Origin of the sequence: Phaeodactylibacter xiamenensis (assembly GCF_965229835.1) — a bacterium.
Taxonomy (GTDB): domain Bacteria; phylum Bacteroidota; class Bacteroidia; order Chitinophagales; family Saprospiraceae; genus Phaeodactylibacter; species Phaeodactylibacter xiamenensis.
Genome location: NZ_OZ245931.1, coordinates 2,864,718 through 2,886,599, shown reverse-complemented (window position 1 = coordinate 2,886,599; position 21,882 = coordinate 2,864,718). Strand labels below are relative to the sequence as shown.

General features: G+C 51.2%; 9 protein-coding genes. 6 read left to right on the top strand and 3 right to left on the bottom strand.

What is annotated here, in order from left to right:
* Window position 1: 1 nt before the first annotated feature.
* Together ACO08I_RS10665 and ACO08I_RS10660 are read right to left on the bottom strand one after the other, a co-directional pair.
* Window positions 2-6,901, bottom strand: a complete 6,900-nt coding sequence (locus ACO08I_RS10665; protein WP_421949294.1) for a gliding motility-associated C-terminal domain-containing protein — start codon at window positions 6,899-6,901, stop codon at window positions 2-4.
* 538 nt (window positions 6,902-7,439) lie between these two features.
* A complete protein-coding gene (locus ACO08I_RS10660) occupies window positions 7,440-14,369 on the bottom strand; it encodes a gliding motility-associated C-terminal domain-containing protein (protein ID WP_421949293.1) in 6,930 nt (2,309 codons plus the stop codon).
* Between the two features lie 249 nt (window positions 14,370-14,618).
* Between ACO08I_RS10660 and treS the strand changes: the two genes are divergently transcribed.
* From treS to ACO08I_RS10640, 4 genes are all read left to right on the top strand, one after another.
* Entirely contained in the window at window positions 14,619-17,975 is a 3,357-nt protein-coding gene (gene treS / locus ACO08I_RS10655) for a maltose alpha-D-glucosyltransferase (protein ID WP_421949292.1), read from the top strand.
* A gap of 3 nt (window positions 17,976-17,978) precedes the next feature.
* The gene (locus tag ACO08I_RS10650) at window positions 17,979-18,359 is read left to right on the top strand and encodes a DUF1801 domain-containing protein (protein ID WP_421949291.1); all 381 of its coding nucleotides are present in this window, start codon (window positions 17,979-17,981) and stop codon (window positions 18,357-18,359) included.
* 71 nt (window positions 18,360-18,430) lie between these two features.
* Entirely contained in the window at window positions 18,431-18,883 is a 453-nt protein-coding gene (locus tag ACO08I_RS10645) for an energy transducer TonB (protein ID WP_421949290.1), read from the top strand.
* Between the two features lie 36 nt (window positions 18,884-18,919).
* On the top strand, window positions 18,920-19,813 hold the full coding sequence (locus ACO08I_RS10640) for an energy transducer TonB (protein ID WP_421949289.1): 894 nt from the start codon (window positions 18,920-18,922) through the stop codon (window positions 19,811-19,813).
* A 6-nt stretch (window positions 19,814-19,819) separates the two neighbouring features.
* Here the strand turns inward: ACO08I_RS10640 and ACO08I_RS10635 are convergent, their stop codons facing one another.
* On the bottom strand, window positions 19,820-20,596 hold the full coding sequence (locus ACO08I_RS10635; RefSeq protein WP_421949288.1) for an acyl-[acyl-carrier-protein] thioesterase: 777 nt from the start codon (window positions 20,594-20,596) through the stop codon (window positions 19,820-19,822).
* A 365-nt stretch (window positions 20,597-20,961) separates the two neighbouring features.
* On the opposite strand from ACO08I_RS10635, the gene rpsL reads away from it, so the two are divergent.
* Together rpsL and rpsG are read left to right on the top strand one after the other, a co-directional pair.
* On the top strand, window positions 20,962-21,336 hold the full coding sequence (rpsL, locus tag ACO08I_RS10630; RefSeq protein ID WP_044146964.1) for a 30S ribosomal protein S12: 375 nt from the start codon (window positions 20,962-20,964) through the stop codon (window positions 21,334-21,336).
* Between the two features lie 40 nt (window positions 21,337-21,376).
* Window positions 21,377-21,844, top strand: a complete 468-nt coding sequence (gene rpsG, locus ACO08I_RS10625) for a 30S ribosomal protein S7 (RefSeq protein WP_044221795.1) — start codon at window positions 21,377-21,379, stop codon at window positions 21,842-21,844.
* Window positions 21,845-21,882 lie beyond the last annotated feature (38 nt).

Sequence of the window (21,882 nt, the reverse complement as noted above, 5' to 3'; positions counted from 1 at the left end):
GCTACCGCATCAAGTGTACTTCGCCCTCCATCTGCAGTTTTCGGCCATCTATCAGGGTAACTTCGGCCATGTACACGTAGACTCCGCTGTTGAGTAATTGCCCGCGGCTTGTGCCATCCCATCCCAGGTTTTCTTCATTGACCGGGAAAGACTTTGCCTCAAATACCTGATTGCCCCACCGGTCGTAGATACTCAGGAAGTCAATCTCCATAACCTGATTCGGCTTTGCAAAAAGGGTGAAGTAGTCGTTTTTGTTGTCTCCGTTCGGACTGAAGGCATTAGGCGCATAGACGGGCACCCGTTTGTCAACCTGAATCAGTACGGCATCCTTCACTTCGCAGCCTGCGTCCATCAATGCCCGCAGAGTGATAGTGGTGCTGTTCACAGGGATCAGTGTAGGGTTCAGGCAGCCTGTACAATCCAGCAACTCTGCAGGGCTCCATATCAGGGAGTCGGGTATGAAGTTGAGCTCCGGGGTCAGGGTGAGGGTGTCGCCCTGACGGACTTCAATTTCTCCGCCCAGGTCAAGCGTAAGGGGCGGCATGGCTTGTATCTCAAAAGGCTGCTGTGCTTCACAACCCAAGGCATCTCTCAGGATCAGTACATAATTGCCGGGCACGATCGGGCCGCGCAGAGGTAGCCCTTCTGCAATCTCAAAGTTGATGCCGTCAATAGCGTAAGTATACGGCGGCAGCCCGCCGGATAAACGGCTGATTGACCAATGGCCGGTACTGTCCGGGCAATCCGGGTCTGTAAGTTCCAGCTCTGCCTCAGGAAGATTAAAAGTGAGTTCAATATTCGTGATCACAGAATCGCATCCGTTTTCAATGCTGGGGATGATGTGTTGTCCGGTAGGCTGATCAATGGTGTAAGTCGTCCCAAAGAACTCCTGCACTTCATCTGCGCAGAGGGTGTCCCGGAAATACCGTATTTCGGGCTGAAGCAGTACATTGATGCTTACCTCCAGAATGCTATCGCAACCATTAACTGTATTTAAAGTGTCAATTCCGTTAGGCTGGCTTTCTGAATAATAGGTTCCGTTGAAAAGTATACTGTCTCCTGCACAAATATCCAGCAAAACTGGTGTGCGATAACCCGGCAACAGCGTCGTTGTAGTGATGACAGTGGAATCGCATCCGAACTGATTGGTCAGTGTTTGCACGACGGTCCCGGTATCTGCGGGGTTGCAGCTTTGGCTGAAAAGCATTGTGGAGTCACCTGGCAGCAGGGTGGTTGTGGTGACGACGGTGGAATCGCATCCGAACTGATTGGTCAGTGTTTGCACGACGGTCCCGGTATCCGCGGGGTTGCAGCTTTGGCTGAAAAGCATTGTGGAGTCACTTGGCAGCAGCGTGGTTGTAGTGATGACAGTGGAATCGCACCCAAACTGATTGGTCAGTGTTTGCACGACGGTCCCGGTATCCGCGGGGTTGCAGCTTTGGCTGAAAAGCATTGTGGAGTCACTTGGCAGCAGCGTGGTTGTAGTGATGACAGTGGAATCGCACCCAAACTGATTGGTCAGTGTTTGCACGACGGTCCCGGTATCCGCAGGGTTGCAGCTTTGGCTGAAAAGCATTGTGGAGTCACCTGGCAGCAGGGTGGTTGTGGTGATGACAGTGGAATCGCATCCGAACTGATTGGTCAGTATTTGTGCGACGGTCCCGGTATCCACGGGGTTGCAGCTTTCAATAAAATGAAGCGTCGTATCGCTAGGTGCCAACAAGGTTTGAGTGACCACCACCGAATCACACCCCAACTGACTGGTAAAGGTTTGACTGACACTGCCTGTATCCTGGGGATTGCAGGAAAACAGGGTATTTGTAATTTCGTATTGTGCAGCTAGCGTAGTGAGTGTAGTTACGACGGAATCGCATCCGAACTGATTGTTGAGTATTTCAATAGTGGTCCCGGTATCTACCGGATTACAACTTACCGCACTAACAAAAATACTATCACCTGGTAACAGGGTAGTTGTAGTGATGACGGTGGAATCGCATCCGAACTGATTGGTCAGTGTTTGCAAGACGGTCCCGGTATCTGCGGGGTTGCAGCTTTGGCTGAAAAGCATTGTGGAGTCACCTGGCAGCAGGGTGGTTGTGGTGATGACGGTGGAATCGCACCCGAACTGATTGGTCAGTGTTTGCAAGACGGTCCCGGTATCTGCGGGGTTGCAGCTTTGGCTGAAAAGCATTGTGGAGTCACTTGGCAGCAGCGTGGTTGTGGTGATGACGGTGGAATCGCACCCGAACTGATTGGTCAGTGTTTGTGCAACGGTCCCGGTATCCGCGGGGTTGCAGCTTTGGCTGAAAAGCATTGTGGAGTCACTTGGCAGCAGCGTGGTTGTGGTGATGACGGTGGAATCGCACCCGAACTGATTGGTCAGTGTTTGCAAGACGGTCCCGGTATCTGCGGGGTTGCAGCTTTGGCTGAAAAGCATTGTGGAGTCACTTGGCAGCAGCGTGGTTGTAGTGATGACAGTGGAATCGCACCCAAACTGATTGGTCAGTATTTGTGCGACGGTCCCGGTATCCGCAGGGTTACAGCTTTGGCTGAAAAGCATTGTGGAGTCACTTGGCAGCAGGGTAGTTGTAGTGACGACGGTGGAATCGCACCCGAACTGATTGGTCAGTATTTGTGCGACGGTCCCGGTATCCGCAGGGTTACAGCTTTGGCTGAAAAGCATTGTGGAGTCACCTGGCAGCAGGGTGGTTGTGGTGACGACGGTGGAATCGCACCCGAACTGATTGGTCAGTATTTGTGCGACGGTCCCGGTATCCGCAGGGTTGCAGCTTTGGCTGAAAAGCATTGTGGAGTCACCTGGCAGCAGGGTGGTTGTGGTGATGACGGTGGAATCGCACCCGAACTGATTGGTCAGTGCTTGCACGACGGTCCCGGTATCCGCAGGGTTGCAGCTTTGGCTGAAAAGCATTGTGGAGTCACCTGGCAGCAGGGTGGTTGTGGTGATGACAGTGGAATCGCATCCGAACTGATTGGTCAGTATTTGCGCGACCGTCCCGGTATCCGCAGGGTTGCAGCTTTCACTCAGGAGCAGGGTCGTATCATTAGGCAGCAAACTAGTCTGCGTAATGATAAAAGAGTCGCAGGCCAACTGATTCGCCAGGATTTCTACAGAAATACCAGTATCGAGGGGATTACAGCTCTCTAAAAATACAAGTGTTGTGTCTGAATCGCTACAGCCAGCGGAACAGGTGCCAGGACTGAAGATTTCCAAATCCACTGTGCAATCGGTCTGGTCCAGATCAAAAACCGTAATAGTAGTTGAGGGAATATTAGCAGGGAGCGGCCCCAAAACAAAGGTACTGTCGTACAAACCAGTTGTATCTAACAGGCCGCTTATGCCAAAGCTGCTTCCATTATTGACACCTGACAAGGTAAGCTCCGCTGTGAAAAAATCATCCTGAGCGGTGCCCGGGGTGCTGTTATCCTCACAAGCCAGTACATTTACAGCAGCTTCAAGGGTACAGGAATCCGAGCAGGAAGCCGGAGGTGCAACGGTCAGAATGGAAAAACAGCTGGTCAGGTTTTCGTCAATAAAAGCCAGGTTGATACTGCCTCCTGATATGGGATAAGCTCCAATGACGGTAGGTATGCCAAATTCACCGTTCTCCATACCCGTAGGTGGAACCGTGAACCACCCCTCTGTGCCAACCGGATTGTTTACCTCAACGATGAATTCGAACAAGTCATCAGTAGGGTCGCTGGCTGTCCCGTTATCCAGGCAGTAGGTGTCCAGCAAAGTCACAGTCAATGCACACGAATCTGAGCAGGAACCCGGACTGGAAAGGTTAAAGCTACTGCTACAGTTGCCATCATTATTATCGGTAATCACTACATTAGAAATGCTAACGTCCGTACTTCCGGGAGGAAGACTAAATGTAGATGTCGTGCCGTAGGTACCTTGTGCCGGAGTGATTTCCCCGTTTACGGAGCTTAAGGTATAATTGCCTGCGGTATTGAGGCCATCAACCATCAAACTAAAAGTAACCCGGTCATCGTTTGGGTCACCGGGGGTGCCATTATCATCGCAGATAATATCCGTTGGGTTGACTTCCGTAAGCAGGCACTCATCTGAACAGGTGCCGGGATCTGCAATCACAAAAACCTGGCTGCAGCTGGGGGTACTTAAATCTCTCACAACAAGTGGCACATTCCCTCCTCCTGCACTTCCTCCGGGCATACTGAAAGTACTGGGTGCTCCGTAAATGCCTGTGCCGGAAAGCAGGTTGCCATTGGCTAGCTCCACCGTATAGCTCGTGCCGTACACAGAAGTGACCAGTAATTCTACTTCAATAAAATCATCATCAGGATCAGATGGTGTCCCGGCATCATTACATGTAACATGCTGTATATCCAAGCCGGTGATTTCGCAATTCTTGCAGACGTTGTCCACCGTGAGAATAAACTGGCAGTCCGCGACGGTACTGTCGGTAATAACAATTTCATACTGATCGGGTAAAGGCTCTGCCGGGAGGAAGCGGAAAGTCGTGGTTTCGCCAAAGTAGCCTACCGGGCTGCCAACAATCATTGCATTATCTATCTGAACACCGTAGATGGTGTCCAGGGCATTTCCAATGGGATTGAGGTCAAATTCAAGTATATCGTTGTCGCAGACTAAATTGGTAAGACCAGCCGATTGTATAACGCAGGTATCCGAGCACGGTGGTGGCGGGGCCAGATTTACTGTCACAGAGCAGTTTGGGGAGACCAGGTCGGTAAAGGTCACATCAATGGGCCCATCGCTGATTAAAAAGGGGCCAAGGCTGGCAATGTCGTCGTAGTCGCCCGCAGTATTACCATTTGGGGTATCTGAAATCCAGCTACTGCCGGACGCCGCAGTAGGATTGGTGATTTCAAATTCCACCCGGTAAGTATCATCATCAAAAATACCGGGTGTCCCACCGTCCTGGCAAAAAAGATTGACTTCGGTGGCTTCAATATTGCAGACCGCTGAGCAGTCTCCGGGGTCGAAGAGAAAAAAGGAAAGTGTACACCCGGGGTTGTTTTGATCGGTCAGCGTAATTGTTGTCCCCCCGTTACCCGCAGAGCCGATTGGGAGGGAGAAGGTCTGCAGCGTGTTATACAGCCCGTTTGATGGAGTTACAGTGGTTCCGGCGGCAGAGATGTTATACCCTGAGGCAGTGCTGATAGCCGGAACGTTAAGGGAAAAGGTGATAAAATCATCATTGACGTTGCTAATCGTACCGTTATTGTTGCATTGAATGCTGGCAAGGCCCTGGTCAAAGATGGTGCAGGCATCAGAGCAGTTTCCTGGTCCGTCCTGGGAAAAGGAGTAGGTACAGGAAGGGTCGTTGTTGTCAATTATGGTAATGTTGACGGCGTTGCTGTTGGCTGTTCCGGCAGGCAGTGTGAAAGTAGCAGGGCTGTTATAATTGCCTCCGGAGGGTATCGTACTTTGTCCGTTGGCTATAATTGTGTAGCCACTTCCCAGGTTTGTACCTGAGGGCTGAAGCGTGATGACCATTTGATCGTCAGCCTGAACGGTGCTCGTTCCGTTATCTGCACACTGTACATTCAGAACGTTGACCCCGTTGAGGTTGCAGTCATCGCACGGATTGTCCATAGCAAAGGTAGAAGTACAGGCACTGTTGTTCACATCTCTGATGGTAACGTTGTAAGTTGAGCTCTGCGGAGTATTGGGCAAAAAGCTGAAGTTTACAGGCGTGCCGAACGCGCCGGAGTTCTGGCCCAGAATTGTCCCGTTTGGAATGGTCAAACTGTATTGTGAACCAGTACTGCTATTGGGCGAAAGCGTAAAGTTGATGATATCGCCGTTTGTACAGCTTATGTTGCCGGGAGTGGCGTTTGTGATATCGCAGGGCAGTGGGGTGGAACAAGGGGCGGTGTTATTGACAAAAACCTGGGTAGTGCAACCGGGATCCTGAGTATCCGTGAGCGTTAGCGTGAAAGAGGGCGGTGCTGCTGCCGCATTAACCATTCGGAAAGTAGTAGGATTATTATATGTGCCGATCGTATTCAAAAAAGTCAGCCCCGGCCCGCTGATGGTGTAGGCATTACTGGTACTAATGCCAAATGGGTTAAGCGTTATCAGCAACTCATCATCATCGGGGTCATTGGGCGTATCCATATCATCGCACTGAACCCCCAGTAAATTGGGCGCTGTAATTGCGCAGGGCGAAACGCAGGTACCAGGGTCCTGAATAGAGAAAATGTATTGGCAGGTCAGATCGCCCTGATCTGTCAGTATAAATGAAACAGGGCCGCTTCCCGCTGAACCCGGTGTGAGCTGAAATAATTCCGGGGTATTGTAAAAACCACTGCCCGGCAGTACCAGGCCCGGCGATGCAATAAGGTTGTATTGAAGACTAACATCTGTACCTGAAGCGATGATTTCCATAGTGATGTAATCGTCCTCCTCCAGGCCTGGAGTATTGTTGTTGTTGCAGCTAACATCCAGGACTTCGACCTGTTGCACTTCACAAGTTGAATAGCAGGGATTGTCAAAAGTAAGGACAAAGGTGCAATTGGGATTGTTCTGGTCCGTAAGAGTGATTTGATAGGTCGGTACAGTCGGATCATTGGGGTCAATAACAAAACCATTGGGAAAGCCATATACTGCTGTGGATGGAGAGATGCTTCCCGAAGCAAATGCGACCGTGTACCCATTACCCAGGTTGTTGCCGGAAGGGTTCAGGAAGAGCGTGAGCCGGTCATCGTCAGGGTTGGTGGGCGTATCGTTATCCAGGCATACCACTCCGCCTAAGCCTGCACTTATAATACCACAGAATTCTAAATCGCCGGCCGAATTTATGGCGCTCCCCCGGCACGACAGAAAGCCAAGAAGGAGAAGCGGTATAAACAGAGCCGTTCGATAGCAGACTTGTTGGGGAATACCTTTCATCACGTGTTTGTTTGACGGAAACCTGACATCATTGCAACACGTATGCTCAGCTGCCTGAGATCAACACAGACTACGCCTAAAAAACCAGATAACCCCTAAATGATTTATTTACAGGGGGTTAAGGGTTTTGTGCATGAGTGCAGTGCTGTGAACATAAGTGTTGTTTATCGCCATCTTGCGACTGTAACGGGGGGTAAAGTCTCAGTGTTTTAGTATCTGGGTTTTTTCAGCTTCAAGCAGTTACCGTTCCGTCGCTTTCTTTACCTGCTAAAGAAAAACGGAGTAGAGTTTGGTGATAGGAAGTTTGTTTTGGGTTGTACTAACGTTGGTTTAGCAGGCTATATTTGTCTGAGCGGTAAATTGCTGTTGGTTTATACGGTTTAAACATAAAAAAGATGCAAAACCAGGACACAAAGGTAAAATACCAACTGGAAAGTGCACAATTATGAGCGCAAATAGGCACTTTAAAATTTCAGGAGGGCACCGTATCTACCCTCCTTATCCGCCTGTTAAGGGGCCATTGATGCCCTGAAGTCAATTATCGGATTAGTGTAATATCTCCTTTTTGCAGGATGATCCTCCCGGTTTGCAGGCGCACCTGTGCGTAATAAGTAAACACTCCAGGCCCCATTGGTTCTCCCCGGAACGTGCCATCCCAGCCCACTGCTACGTTATTCGCTGGAAATTCGGTTTGAGTAAAGACCTGATTGCCCCACCGGTCATAAATTTCCATGCGCTCTATACGGTCAATTTGGCCAGGTGCGCTGAACAGGGTAAACCTGTCATTACGGCCGTCTCCGTTCGGACTGAAAACGTTTGGAGCATAAATGTCAACCATCCGTTCTACTATGATTTGGACATTTGCGCTCACAGAGCAACTCCCGCCGAGGCTCGCAGTAAGCAACAGCGTTGTACTTTCGCTGGCTTCGAGCACTGGGTTTAGGCAATTGCTGCAGCTGAGTTGCCCGGCAGGGCGCCAGTCTATTGTCTCTGGCTCAAAATTGATCAATGGGCGGAGCGTGATGGTATCTCCTTCGTCTAAAATTAGTGGGCCGTCAATGCTTAATTCAGGGCTAATCCCCTCGGCAATGCTCACTGCCTGGGACACGGTACAGCCTAATGCATCTGTTAGTTCCACTGTGTAGTCGCCTGCCAATACATCAATTGTAACCGGAATGGCTGAAAAGACTTCCGGTATTTGTCCGGCAGCGTTGATTGTGTATGGCGCAAATCCGTTTTGCGGCGGCCCGATTTCAATAAGTCCGGTCAAGCCCTCACAAGCAGGGTTGGTTGTAGTGATTTCGGCTTCGGGTTCTGCAAACAATAGCGCAATATCAATGATTACTGAGTCACAGCCGTCAGCAATACTCTGAACCACCTCCTGTCCGACAGGGCGGTCCTGGTCATACACCGTGCCATTAATGACAACGCTTTCACCTGCACACAATGTATCTGTAACCAGCTGGTAATCCGGGTCACTAAACAGTAGTACCTGAGTGGTCACAATGGAATCGCACCCAAACTGATTGGTTAATATTTGGGTCACCGTACCTGTATCTGCCGGATTACAGGACTGGCTGAAGAATACGGTGGTGTCGCTGGGCAGGAGCGTGGTGGTCGTGATGACGGTGGAATCGCACCCGAACTGATTGGCCAGTATTTGCGCGACCGTACCTGTATCCGCGGGGTTGCAGCTTTCGCTAAAGAGCAGTGTGGTATCGCTGGGCAGGAGCGTGGTGGTCGTGATGACGGTGGAATCGCACCCAAACTGATTGGCCAGTATTTGCGCAACCGTACCTGTATCCGCGGGATTGCAGCTTTCGCTAAAGAGCAGTGTGGTATCGCTGGGCAGGAGCGTGGTGGTCGTGATGACAGTGGAATCGCACCCGAACTGATTGGCCAGTATTTGCGCGACCGTACCGGTATCCGCGGGATTGCAGCTTTCGCTAAAGAGCAGTGTGGTATCGCTGGGCAGGAGCGTGGTGGTCGTGATGACGGTGGAATCGCACCCGAACTGATTGGCCAGTATTTGCGCGACCGTACCTGTATCCGCGGGATTGCAGCTTTCGCTAAAGAGCAGTGTGGTGTCGCTGGGCAGGAGCGTGGTGGTTGTGATGACGGTGGAATCGCACCCAAACTGATTGGCCAGTATTTGCGCGACCGTACCGGTATCCGCGGGATTGCAGCTTTCGCTAAAGAGCAGTGTGGTGTCGCTGGGCAGGAGCGTGGTGGTTGTGATGACGGTGGAATCGCACCCGAACTGATTGGCCAGTATTTGCGCGACCGTACCGGTATCCGCAGGATTGCAGCTTTCGCTAAAGAGCAGTGTGGTATCGCTGGGCAGGAGCGTGGTGGTCGTGATGACGGTGGAATCGCACCCGAACTGATTGGCCAGTATTTGCGCGACCGTACCGGTATCCGCGGGATTGCAGCTTTCGCTAAAGAGCAGTGTGGTGTCGCTGGGCAGGAGCGTGGTGGTCGTGATGACGGTGGAATCGCACCCAAACTGATTGGCCAGTATTTGCGCAACCGTACCGGTATCCGCGGGATTGCAGCTTTCGCTAAAGAGCAGTGTGGTATCGCTGGGCAGGAGCGTGGTGGTCGTGATGACGGTGGAATCGCACCCGAACTGATTGGCCAGTATTTGCGCGACCGTACCGGTATCCGCGGGATTGCAGCTTTCGCTAAAGAGCAGTGTGGTGTCGCTGGGCAGGAGCGTGGTGGTCGTGATGACGGTGGAATCGCACCCAAACTGATTGGCCAGTATTTGCGCGACCGTACCGGTATCCGCGGGATTACAGCTTTCGCTAAAGAGCAATGTGGTATCGCTGGGCAGGAGCGTGGTGGTCGTGATGACGGTGGAATCGCACCCAAACTGATTGGCCAGTATTTGCGCAACCGTACCGGTATCCGCGGGATTGCAGCTTTCGCTAAAGAGCAGTGTGGTATCGCTGGGCAGGAGCGTGGTGGTCGTGATGACAAGGCTGTCGCACCCAGACTGGTTTTGGAGCAGATTCTCCACAGTGCCCGTATCTATCGGATTACAGCTTTCGCTAAAAATAACTGTGGTGTCAGAAGGCAGCAGGGAGGTCGTGGTAATGACGATAGAATCACACCCGGTCTGCCCTGTGAGGTTCTGGACCACAGTACCCGTGTCCAATGGGTTGCAGGACTGCAAGTCAATGAGCGTGGTATCGCTGTCCACGAGCAGAGTATTGGTGACAACGACCGAATCACACCCAAACTGATTGATCAGTACCTGCGTCGCTATTCCGGTATCCGCTGGGTTACAGCTGCTTTCCACGAGGAAAATGGAATCGGAGGGCAATAGTGTAGTCGCAGTAATGATGATGGAGTCACACCCGGTCTGCCCGGTGAGGTTCTGGACCACAGTACCCGTGTCCAATGGATTGCAGGACTGCAAGTCAATGAGCGTGGTGTCGCTGTCCACGAGGACGGTATTGGTGACAACGACCGAATCACACCCAAACTGATTGATCAGTACCTGCGTGGCTATTCCGGTATCCGCTGGGTTACAGCTGCTTTCCACGAGGAAAATGGAATCGGAGGGCAATAGTGTAGTCGCAGTAATGATGATGGAGTCACACCCGGTCTGCCCGGTGAGGTTCTGGACCACAGTACCCGTGTCCAATGGATTGCAGGACTGCAAGTCAATGAGCGTGGTGTCGCTGTCCACGAGGACGGTATTGGTGACAACGACCGAATCACACCCAAACTGATTGATCAGTACCTGCGTGGCTATTCCGGTATCCGCTGGGTTACAGCTGCTTTCCACGAGGAAAATGGAATCGGAGGGCAATAGTGTAGTCGCAGTAATGATGATGGAGTCACACCCGGTCTGCCCGGTGAGGTTCTGCACCACAGTACCCGTGTCCAATGGGTTGCAGGACTGCAAGTCAATGAGCGTGGTGTCGCTGTCCACGAGGACGGTATTGGTGACAACGACCGAATCACACCCAAACTGATTGATCAGTACCTGCGTGGCTATTCCGGTATCCGCTGGGTTACAGCTGCTTTCCACGAGGAAAATGGAATCGGAGGGCAATAGTGTAGTCGCAGTAATGATGATGGAGTCACACCCGGTCTGCCCGGTGAGGTTCTGCACCACAGTACCCGTGTCCAATGGATTGCAGGACTGCAAGTCAATGAGCGTGGTATCGCTGTCCACGAGCAGAGTATTGGTGACAACGACCGAATCACACCCAAACTGATTGATCAGTACCTGCGTGGCTATTCCGGTATCCGCTGGGTTACAGCTGCTTTCCACCAGGAAAATGGAATCGGAGGGCAGCAAGCTAGTTGCCGTTATCACAATAGAGTCGCAGCCTTCCTGCCCGGTGAGGTTTTGTATCACAGTGCCGGTATCCAAAGGGTTGCAGGACTGTAAATCAAATAGGGTAGTATCGGCTTCACAAACCACGCTGCAGGGATCGGGAGGTACAACCAACAGGTTGGTGCTACAGCCTGGGTTGAGCTGGTCGGTAATGGTCAGGCTAAAGCTCCCCTGGCTAATCAGGAAGGGACCCAGGTCTACATCCTGATTGTAACTGCCGGTCACCGGTCCAAGGGGCGTTTGTGCGGTCCATCCTGCTGCGCCAACCGGGTTGATGATTTGTATGGTCGCCTGAAAGAAGTCATCTTCCGGCACGCCTGTAGGTATGCAGGTTATTTCCGTCACGAAGGCGTTGATGGCACAGGCATCCGAGCAGGTACCGGGGTCGCTCAGCTGTACGGTAGTGGTGCAGTTGCTGTCTGAGGCATCAGTCAGGATGAGGGTGACAGGGCCGCTGCCCGCACTGCCCGGCAAAAGGGAAAAGCTGCCAAGGCTGCCAAACGTGCCGGTAGAGGGCTGTACGGCCTGCCCGGGCGCTGAAATGGTATAACTGCCAGCGGTGCTAACGCCATCTGCCAGAATGGAAAAGGTAATCAGGTCATCCGTGGGGTCCCCCGGCGTACCGTTGTCCGCACACTGCACATTGGAAACAGCTGCGGAAGTAATCAGGCAGGCATCGCAGGGGTTGTCGAGGCTCACCGTTTGAGAACAGGTGGGATCATTACTGTCGGTAATGGTTAGGGTGAAGTTGCCCTGGGAGAGGTTATTCGGCAAAAATGAAAAGGGGCTAACCTGCCCGTAATTACCGTTTGTTCCTGCGGTGAGGACTCCTCCGGGGATGTTGACTTGGTAGTTGGTCCCAGTCCCTGTGCCATTCACCAGCAGTTCAAAGTCAATAACGCCATTATCGCAAATTGGAATGATGACGGTTGGTGTGTTTAGGTTGCAGGGTTCCACCGAGCAGGGGGCGGGGTTGTCTATGGTAAACTCCAAAAAGCAGTCAGGATGATCTATGTCGCTCAGGATCAGGGTAATGGTAGGCCCTGTATTCGCCGCACCCAGCAGCTGGAAGGCCGTTATCACTCCGAGGTTGCCGAACCCAGGCGTCACAGTGACATCAGGCGAAGAAAGATTGTACCCGATAGGACTCAGTGCCACCCCAATAGGGAAGAGCTCCAGCAGCACGAAATCGTCGCCAGGATTACCGGGGGTACCGGCGTCATTGCAGGTTAGACTTATCACACCGGGGTCGGTGAAGGCGCAAGTCGTATTGGAACAAGTGCCTGGGTCGGGCAGCGTTACCACGATAGAGCAACTTGGGTCATTACTATCCGTAATTGTCAAAGTGATAGGGCCGTTGCCGGCAGTACCCGGGCTGGTCAGGAAAGTGGTGGTAATACCGAAAGGGGCTGTGTTTGGCGTGACCGTGCCGTTTGACGCCGTCACGGTATAGCTGGCGCCGGTGTTTTGTCCGGAGGGGTTAAGGGTAAACTGTATTAAATCATCTGTGGGGTCGCTGGGCGTGCCGCTGTCGTTGCAGTCCTGACCGCCCAGGCCAGCAGAGGTAATAGTACAGTTGGGGCAGGGGTTGGGGACTACCGTTGTGGTTGTGCAGCTAGGGTCACTCGCATCCGTGACTGTCACGCTGAACTGGCTCACATTGGATGAGGTGGGGATAATTGTAAAAGCCGTAATCTGCCCGTAGTTGCCGTTATTGCTGCCGGAGATAGTGCCGCCGGTAACGCTGACCGTATAATTGGCTCCGGTGTTATTGCCATCCACCAGCAGCTCAAAGACCGGGTTGCCGTTGACACACTGATTTGTGACTACCGTGGATTGAGTGAGCTGACAGGGCGGAGGAGTGGAACAGGGAGCCGGTGGGACAATGGTCACGGATATAGTCGTACAACTGGGGTCATCATTATCCGTAACGACTACCGGGAAGCCACCTCCGGAAATAGGGTAGGGCCCCATAGTGGTCACCACATTATAGTCCCCGGTGGTCCCTAAAGGATCATTAGCGGTCCAACCGTTAGGGCTGGTCCCGTCACCAACGACTTGCAGAATGAAGGTGAAGGTGTCGTCACTTGGGTCGTTGGGGGTGCCATTATCACTACAGGTGACGTTGCCAATTTGGGCGTAGTTGATGTCACAGGGGGGCGCTGTCGAGCAGGGCGGGGGCAAATTGATAATCGTATTCGTGAAGCAATTGGGGTCGTCATTGTCTGTAACGATAACGCTAATACCAGCGGGTGGGCCAATACCAGTGAGCGTAAAAGTAGTCTCGCTCCCATAATTGCCTCCCGGAGGGCTTACCGTGCCGCCGCTGACAGAAACGGTATACCCGCTGCCCAGGCCCGAACCCACTGGGTTCAATGGGAATGTATAAAAGTCATCACTGGGGTCAGTGGGCGTTCCGTTGTCGTTGCAAGTGGTAAAACCAAGGCCCGGATTGGTTAAGTCGCAGGCAGAAAAACAGGGGTTGTCAAAAGTAAATGTCAAGCTACAACTGGGATCGTTCTGATCCGTAATGGTGATTTCAACAACACTTGGCGGTGCACCGGAAAACTGAAGCAAGAAAGAAGTGGTTTGTCCGTATTGGGCGAAACTTGAGGGGAGAAACCCCTGTGAAGTGGATACCGTGTAGGAAGTTCCATTGCCCGTTGCTGTTGGGTTAAGGGAAAAAAGTACAATACCACTACCGTTGCAGGAAAAATTCAAGCCAGGATCTGTAATGTTGCAACTGACTTGTGATGCACAGGGGTTTTGTAATGTAACTGTAAAAGAGCAATTGGGATCAGTGTTGTCCTCAACTATAATTTCAAACTGAGCCTGGTTGATATCATTAGGTTCGAGGTTGATAAAAACTCCATTTGGATAGCTATAGGGCCCTGGGTCAACAATAATGCCATCTGGTGACGAGACATTGAAAAAAGTACCTGGTCCTGAACCCTGCACATTAAGCTGAAAGCCTACCTGCCCAAACCCAAATGGGAAACATTGAATATTGGATAAGACGACATTTGAAATATTGCATTGTCCAATAAGCTTTACCGGGGAAAACATGGTGATCAGAAATAGTACAGGCAGCAGTAACAGTTGATTAGGACGCATTGGACTGTGGGTTTGTTGATTGCTCTGACAATGAGACAATACAACCCCAATTAGGTTTGTCGCTATTTGGACAGAAATAAATCTTAAGCTCTCCTTGGTATGGATGACCCTGTAAATTGATTTTTCGCGGCCGAGTCAGTGTCACTTGCTGAGGAATTTTCCAGGCACCGTTGGCAGTACTCATTTTTTTTCCTTTCTTTAGTAAGCGTAAACGCAACTTTTAAAACGAGCCTGAACCAACCACTTGGTATGACCCAAAACAGCAACCGCTTCTGGTACAAAGACAGCATTATCTACGCCCTGCCCCTGCATGCCTTCTACGACAGTAGCGGTAACGGTATCGGCGACATCAATGGCCTGATTGAAAAGCTGGACTATCTTGAAGATCTGGGCGTCACTTGTATCTCTCTGCTACCCTTTTATGAATCTCCCCTGAAGGATGATGGCTATGATGTCTCCGACTTTAAAAGCGTACATTCCAACTATGGTAACCTTGATGACTTTGAACGCTTCCTCGAAGAAGCGCATAAGCGCGGGCTTGAGGTCATTATTGATCTCATCATGAACCACACTTCCACCGAGCACGAGTGGTTTCAGCGGGCCCGTCAGGCACCTAAGGGCTCACCGGAGCGCGACTTCTACATCTGGAGCGATACGCCGGAGCCTTACGCAGAAGCGGGTATCATCTTCAGCGATTATGAAACCTCTAACTGGGAATGGGATAACGTCGCTAAAGCCTATTACTGGCACCGTTTTTACAGTCATCAGGCTGATCTCAATTACGAAAATGAGCAGGTAAGGGAAGAAATGCGCAGCGTAATTGATTTTTGGTACAACCTGGGTGTGAATGGCGTTCGGCTGACTTCGATTATGTTCCTGTTTAGGGAAGAGGGGACCAACTGTGAAAACCTGCCTCAGGTCCACGAATACCTCCGCGAGCTGCGCAGCTATGTGGAACGCAAGCATCCGGGCAAAATCCTGATCGCAGAAACCAACCTTTGGCCGGAGGAGGCTGCTGAATACTACGGAGAGGGCGACGAGTGCCACATGAATTACCACTTTCCGCTTATGCCACGCCTCTACATGGCCCTGCAAACGGAAGACCGCTACCCGATTATCGACATCCTGGAGCAGACGCCTTCCATACCGGAAAACAGCCAATGGGCGCTTTTCCTGCGCAACCACGATGACCTCATGCTTTCTATGGTGACGGAGGAGGAGCGGGATTATCTCTATAAGGTGTTCGCACAAGACCACGGGGCGAAGATTAATCAGGGGATCCGCCGCCGCCTCGCGCCGCTCCTGCTCAACGACCGCCGCAAAATAGAACTGCTCAACAGCCTTTTGTTCAGCCTGCCTGGCACACCGGTCATTTACTATGGTGATGAAATTGGCATGGGCGACAATATTTATCTTGGCGACCGCAACGGTGTACGTACCCCTATGCAGTGGAATGCGGACCGCAATGCCGGCTTTTCCGCCGCCAACCCGCAGAAGCTTTTCCTGCCCGTTATCCGTGACCCTTTGTACCGCTACGAGGCTATTAATGTAGAAATTCAGAACCGCAATTCCTCCTCCCTGCTCTGGTGGATGAAGAACATCATCTCTATGCGGAAACGCCTGAAAGCGTTCAGCCATGGTTCCATTGAGTTCCTGGACTCTATGAATGGAAAAGTTTTGTCCTTTATCCGGTCCTACGAAGGCGAAAGCATTCTGGTAGTGGCCAACTTGTCCAAGTTCTCACAATCTGTTGAATTGGACCTGGAACGCTTTGAAGGGGTCCGGCCAGTGGAAATTTTCAGTCAGAATAAGTTCTTCGAAATAGGGGAGGAGCCTTACAAATTCACGGTAGGCCCCTACGGCTATTTCTGGTTCCTGATGGAGCAATCGGAGGAAGCTGATGAATTGCCAAAAGAGCGGGCCGTCCCCGAGGTAATCTCTGAAGTAGGCTGGGGCGACTTTTTCGAAAATTATACCACCAGGCGCCGCTTCGAGAAGAAAGTACTACCGGGTTATCTGCAGTCCTGCCGGTGGTTTGGCGGGAAGTCCAGGAAAATCGTTTCCCTGGAAGTCAGCCACTTCCCCAAAATAGAAGTAGACGATACAGCGGCTTACTTCCTGAGCATTCGCGTGCGCTATACGGATGGACTTCCCGAAACTTACTTCCTGCCCCTGACCTTCCTGAGCAGCGCAGAGGAAATGGTGCATTTTCTAAAGAATGAACCCCAAAGCGTGGTCTCCTACTGTAAAACCCCACAACGGGAAGGGATACTGATCGATGCCATTTACCACGAAGCCTTTAGGAATGAACTATTCTGGCGCATTAAGACCAACGCCAGTATCAACGTGAAAGGCGGACAGCTCTCTTTTGAGTCCGGAAAAATCCTGGACGAACTGCGCGTGGAACGGGAGGATGTCAGCTCGGAAGTACTCCGGGCAGAACAATCCAACACTTCTGTCATCTACAACAGTCAGTTTTTCTTCAAGATTTACCGGAAGCTCGATACGGATATCAACCCCGACCTCGAAGTGGTGCGCTACCTCTCAGAGCAGACCGCTTTTGAAAATTCGCCACGCTACGGTGGGGGCATACAGTTTCAGGATACAGTGGAGCAGACCTTCACCATACTGGGGTTGCTGCAAAATAAAATCCCCAATCAGGGCGAAGCATGGACCATGATGCTGGAAGCCCTCAACCGCTACTACGAAAAGGTGCTGGCTAAGGTTGAACGGGACAATCCGGCTCCTCCGCTGGTGAAAGCCGATCGGTTCTACTTTGAAGACACGCCGGAGCGCCTGCAGCGCCTCATAGGCAGCGTGATCTACGAGCGGGCGGCTCTGCTGGGCAAACGTACTGCTGAGATGCACATTGCCCTGGCCTCCGAAACCACCGAGGCGGACTTTGAGCCCGAGCGTTTTTCCCAGCACTATCAGCGGTCCATCTATTCTCAGCACCGCAAACTGGTGAATGAAAAGCTGACCGCCCTGGAGCGTCGCCTCCCCTCCCTGCCGGAGCATATTGCCACAGAGGCACACCGTATACTGGAGATCAAGGACGAAATTATGGATTGCTTCAGTCAGATTTACGCCCGCAAAATTGAGGCGACCAAGACCCGCGTGCACGGCGATTATCACCTCGGGCAGGTGCTCTTCAACGGTCGCGACTTTTTCATCATCGACTTTGAAGGAGAGCCCATGTACTCCATTAGCGAGCGCCGCCTCAAGCGTACGCCCTTTAAGGATGTGGCGGGCATGATCCGTTCGCTACACTACGCCGCTTACGGACAGCTGGTGCTCAATCAAAATTACCGCAAAGCCGATATGCCTCAGCTGGAAGAGTGGGCCAATCAGTGGTTCCATTACGTCAGCCAATACTTCCTGACGGCGTACCTGGATACCGCGCAGGGGCATAGCTTTGTACCGGAAGATAAAGAATCTATGGAATTGCTGTTGCGGACGTACATTCTGGAAAAAGCAATCTACGAAGTCGGTTACGAAATGAATGCCCGGCCAGAATGGCTGCGGATACCTATTCGTGGTGTACTTTACGCTATGGAAGGCTACATCGGACCGGATACCCCAGCTGCCGATCAGAAACCAACTTAGGTGATGAATGCCGTTGAAGCTTATATCCTGGACCTGGAGCAGCCACAGCGCAGTATCCTGGAATACCTCCACCAATTGCTCATGGCGCATCCGGAAGTAACCTGCCAGATCCGGTATAAGATCCCATTCTACAGCCGGAAAAAATGGGTGTGCTATGCCAATCCCCGGGACGGGGGCATCGAGCTGGCTTTCATTCAGGGCGCTGAGTTGTCGAACGAACAGGGGCTGCTGCAGGCCCGCGGGCGTAAAATGGTCACCGGCGCCGTGTTCCAATCGGTGGACGACATTCCAGAGGCTGCCCTGCTGGAGGTCATTCAGGAAGCCTTATTGCTGGATGAGGTGGCGCCTTACAACGGTCCGAAGCGGAAAAACCGCAAAAGGTGAGGTAAAGTTATCGAGAAAGTTGTACATTGTAGACGCATTCTAATAATGCCATTCACCAAACCTCTGTAGCCATGTTCATCAAAGCCCTTTCTGTATTAGCCCTCCTATTTACATGCAATGCCCTGTCCGCACAGGCTCAGGAAACGGAGCGCACTGCTGCGCCCGTAACGAAGGTCGTAGATGAAATGCCCCGCTTTTACAGCTACGAGTGTGAAAGTATAATGGATGAGGATAAGCGTAAACAATGCGCTGATATGGCGATGCTGGAAACCGTCTATAAAAACATCACTTACCCGCCCAATGCAAAAAAGGATGGTATAGAAGGGACGGTAGTCATCAGCTTTACGATTGATATGGATGGTATGACCTCTGATTTCAAGGTTACCAGGAGTATACGAGAAGACCTGGATCAGGAAGCACTTAGGGTGGTTAGAGATAAATTAGTGGAATGGGAGCCTGGAAAACAAAAAGGAATGCCCGTTAATACTCAGTTTAACATGCCAGTGCGCTTCCGGCTGAAATAAAGAAATTCTGAATTCTCATTATCATAAAATTATACTATGAAAACCCCGTTTTTATTCGCGCTCCTGTGCTTTACCCTATGCTCTCTGTCTTTATCTGCCCAGCTGGAGTCCGGTTGTGACCTAGTCTTTCAAGTGGGTGCCCCTACGCCCGTTGCTCAGGGCTGTGAAAATAAGGTGCCTCGCAGTCTTCAAATAGAGTGTACAAAGTCTGCTATTAAGGATCATATTGAGAACCGCCTGGTCATGCCACTTGCGTTGAAGAACAGGCGTGGAGAAATAATCAGTAAATCCTGTAACTTCAGTTTTGTAATTGATAAGGAAGGCAAAGTCGCCTCTGTTAGGCAGAAGGATTGTGATAACTTTTGGTTGCATGCGGTAAAGCAAGCTTCTGATGGATTTCCAGCACTTACACCTGGAGGATACAACGGTGAAAAGCAATGTGTAGCACTCGATATTGGCATCAGTTTCCGAGAAACGGTCTTTAGCGATCTGGTGCTGGCTTCTTTTACTGACGAGCTAGGTAATTCTATTTTTTCTTCTCCGAAAAAAGAGGAGTACGAAGCTATATTCAAGGTAGTAGAAGACATGCCTCGGTTTTATTCAGCTGATTGTGAGGAATTGCCTACAAAAGCGGAACGAAAGGCATGTGCAGCAAAAGCCATGCGGGAGGTGATTTACTCAAATTTGAGGTATCCTGAGGAAGCCAGAGAGTTAGGAATTGAAGAAACGGTAGTAGTTCAGTTCCGGATTCAGAAAACAGGGGAATTAACTCACGCCAAGGTCGTCCGGGCGCCAAGAGAGGATTTAAGCGAAGAAGCTCTGCGATTGGTTGAGGAGCACTTCACTGCTCCATGGGTACCAGGAAAACAACGAGGGCGTCCAGTGCCCGTTCAATTTAACTTACCGATCAAATTTGAGCTAAATAAGTAAGGCCAACTATTGCCACCGCGTAAAAGCATTCGCCAGCACCTTCCCATCCGCCGGGCGAAAGATGCGGTGGCAGTAAACGCCCGCTTCAATTTCCTGCACTTCTGATTGGAGCGCATCCGCCAGTTGCCCTTCAGCCCGGTATTCGATGTCCAGAAATGTCAATTGGCGTTCTGCCAGTACCGCAGCGGGCACAGGGTCCAGCATCCACTGTATATATAAGGTGTTATTGAGGTGTTGATTGAAGTCGAGGTCATGCCAGTGCACGGTATAATCTTCCTGATAGTCTGTAGCCTTCAGTTTTTCCAGTTGTCCGGAAATGCGGGGCAGGCACTGCTCCCGGGGTGGCATCCGCTCGTTAAAAGCCAGTACAAAGTCAGGGGGATTGGCCATGCGCCGGGTTCGGGTATCCATGAGAAGCCAGGTCGAGGCAGATTGGGCAATGGGCTCGCCTTCCTGTGTCTCCACCCAAAAGTCGCGAAGGGCAAAAGCCCGGAGAAACCCTGCCGGATAGGTATGTATCCGGATGGGCTCATTCAGGTCAGGCAGGCGCTTTACCTCAATTTGCTGCCGGGTAAGCACCCAGGAAATATGATGAGGCTCCAGGTCCCAGTAGGACATACCGATCTGAATCACATTCTGCAAGGCCGCCTCCTGCATGAGGCGGGAAAGCGCAGGCACCGTCATGCGTTGCTGAGCATCAATCTCATAAGCTCTTACCTGATAATCATGTGTATAAAGCAGGTCGGTATCCACCATTTTTTTTTGCGCTAATATAGGAAGCATCGGTTTAAATCATCCAGTAGCCCTGTCTAAGAGCTTCGTATTCAGCAGAAAGCCGGAGGGCAATAAATTTTTCCAAAAATTCCAGGATGAGGGCCAGAGCGTGCTTCCTTTCGGCCACCGTTGGGCCGGGCGGCTAAAAATTCGGGAAATTCGGCAGTAGAGGCAATAAAAATAGGATGACGTAGTGCTGTCCCCCACCTTATGGGAAGAAACCGAGCTAAAAGAACTATTATCAGGCAATTATTTTAAAAGGCCCTTTTGGATTTCCCTGAAAAAGATATACCTTTGCAATCGCTTTTCGAGCAAGGTATGTTAACCTCTGCCGATTAGGTATTGTTAAATACAACTCAAACTTAATTAGGATTATGCCTACAATCAATCAACTTGTACGCAAGGGCAGAAAGAAAATTGTGGCCAAGAGCAAGTCTCGCGCTTTGGACGGATGTCCACAAAAGCGTGGGGTATGTACGCGTGTTTATACAACAACGCCTAAGAAGCCGAACTCGGCCTTGCGTAAGGTTGCTAAGGTCCGCCTGACAAACGGCATTGAAGTGATCTGCTATATCCCTGGTGAAGGGCACAACCTGCAGGAGCACTCCATTGTACTGGTGCGCGGCGGTCGTGTTAAAGACCTTCCCGGTGTACGTTATACTATCGTACGTGGCGCACTCGATACTGCGGGTGTTGAAGGCCGTCTTCAGGCACGCTCCCGTTATGGTGCGAAGCGTCCGAAGAAGTAATTATGTTTCAACATATTTGCGAAACCTCTAATTCAGAGTAATGAGAAAAAGAAAGCCAAAGTTAAGAATCATCCAGCCGGACCCGCGTTATAAGGATCCGATGGTGACCCAGTTCGTCAATAATATGATGCTGCAAGGCAAGAAAGGAACTGCCTTCCAGATTTTCTATGACGCAATGGACCTGATGAAGGAGCGTACTGATCAAGATGAGCATGCCCTTTGGAAGAAGGCGCTGAACAACGCAATGCCTCAGGTGGAGGTTCGCAGCCGCCGTATCGGTGGTGCAACTTTTCAAATCCCTACTGAGATTCCTGCCAAGCGCAAGATTGCGATTGGTATGAAGTGGTTGATTAAGTTCGCCCGTCAACGGAGCGGTAAGGGAATGGCAGAAAAGCTGGCTGCTGAGCTGATCGCAGCAAGCAAGGGAGAAGGAGCTGCTGTTAAGCGTAAAGAAGATACGCACCGGATGGCAGAGTCTAACCGTGCATTTGCCCACTTCCGCGTATAATCCTTCTTAATACTTTTCAATAATTCAAAAATCCCTTT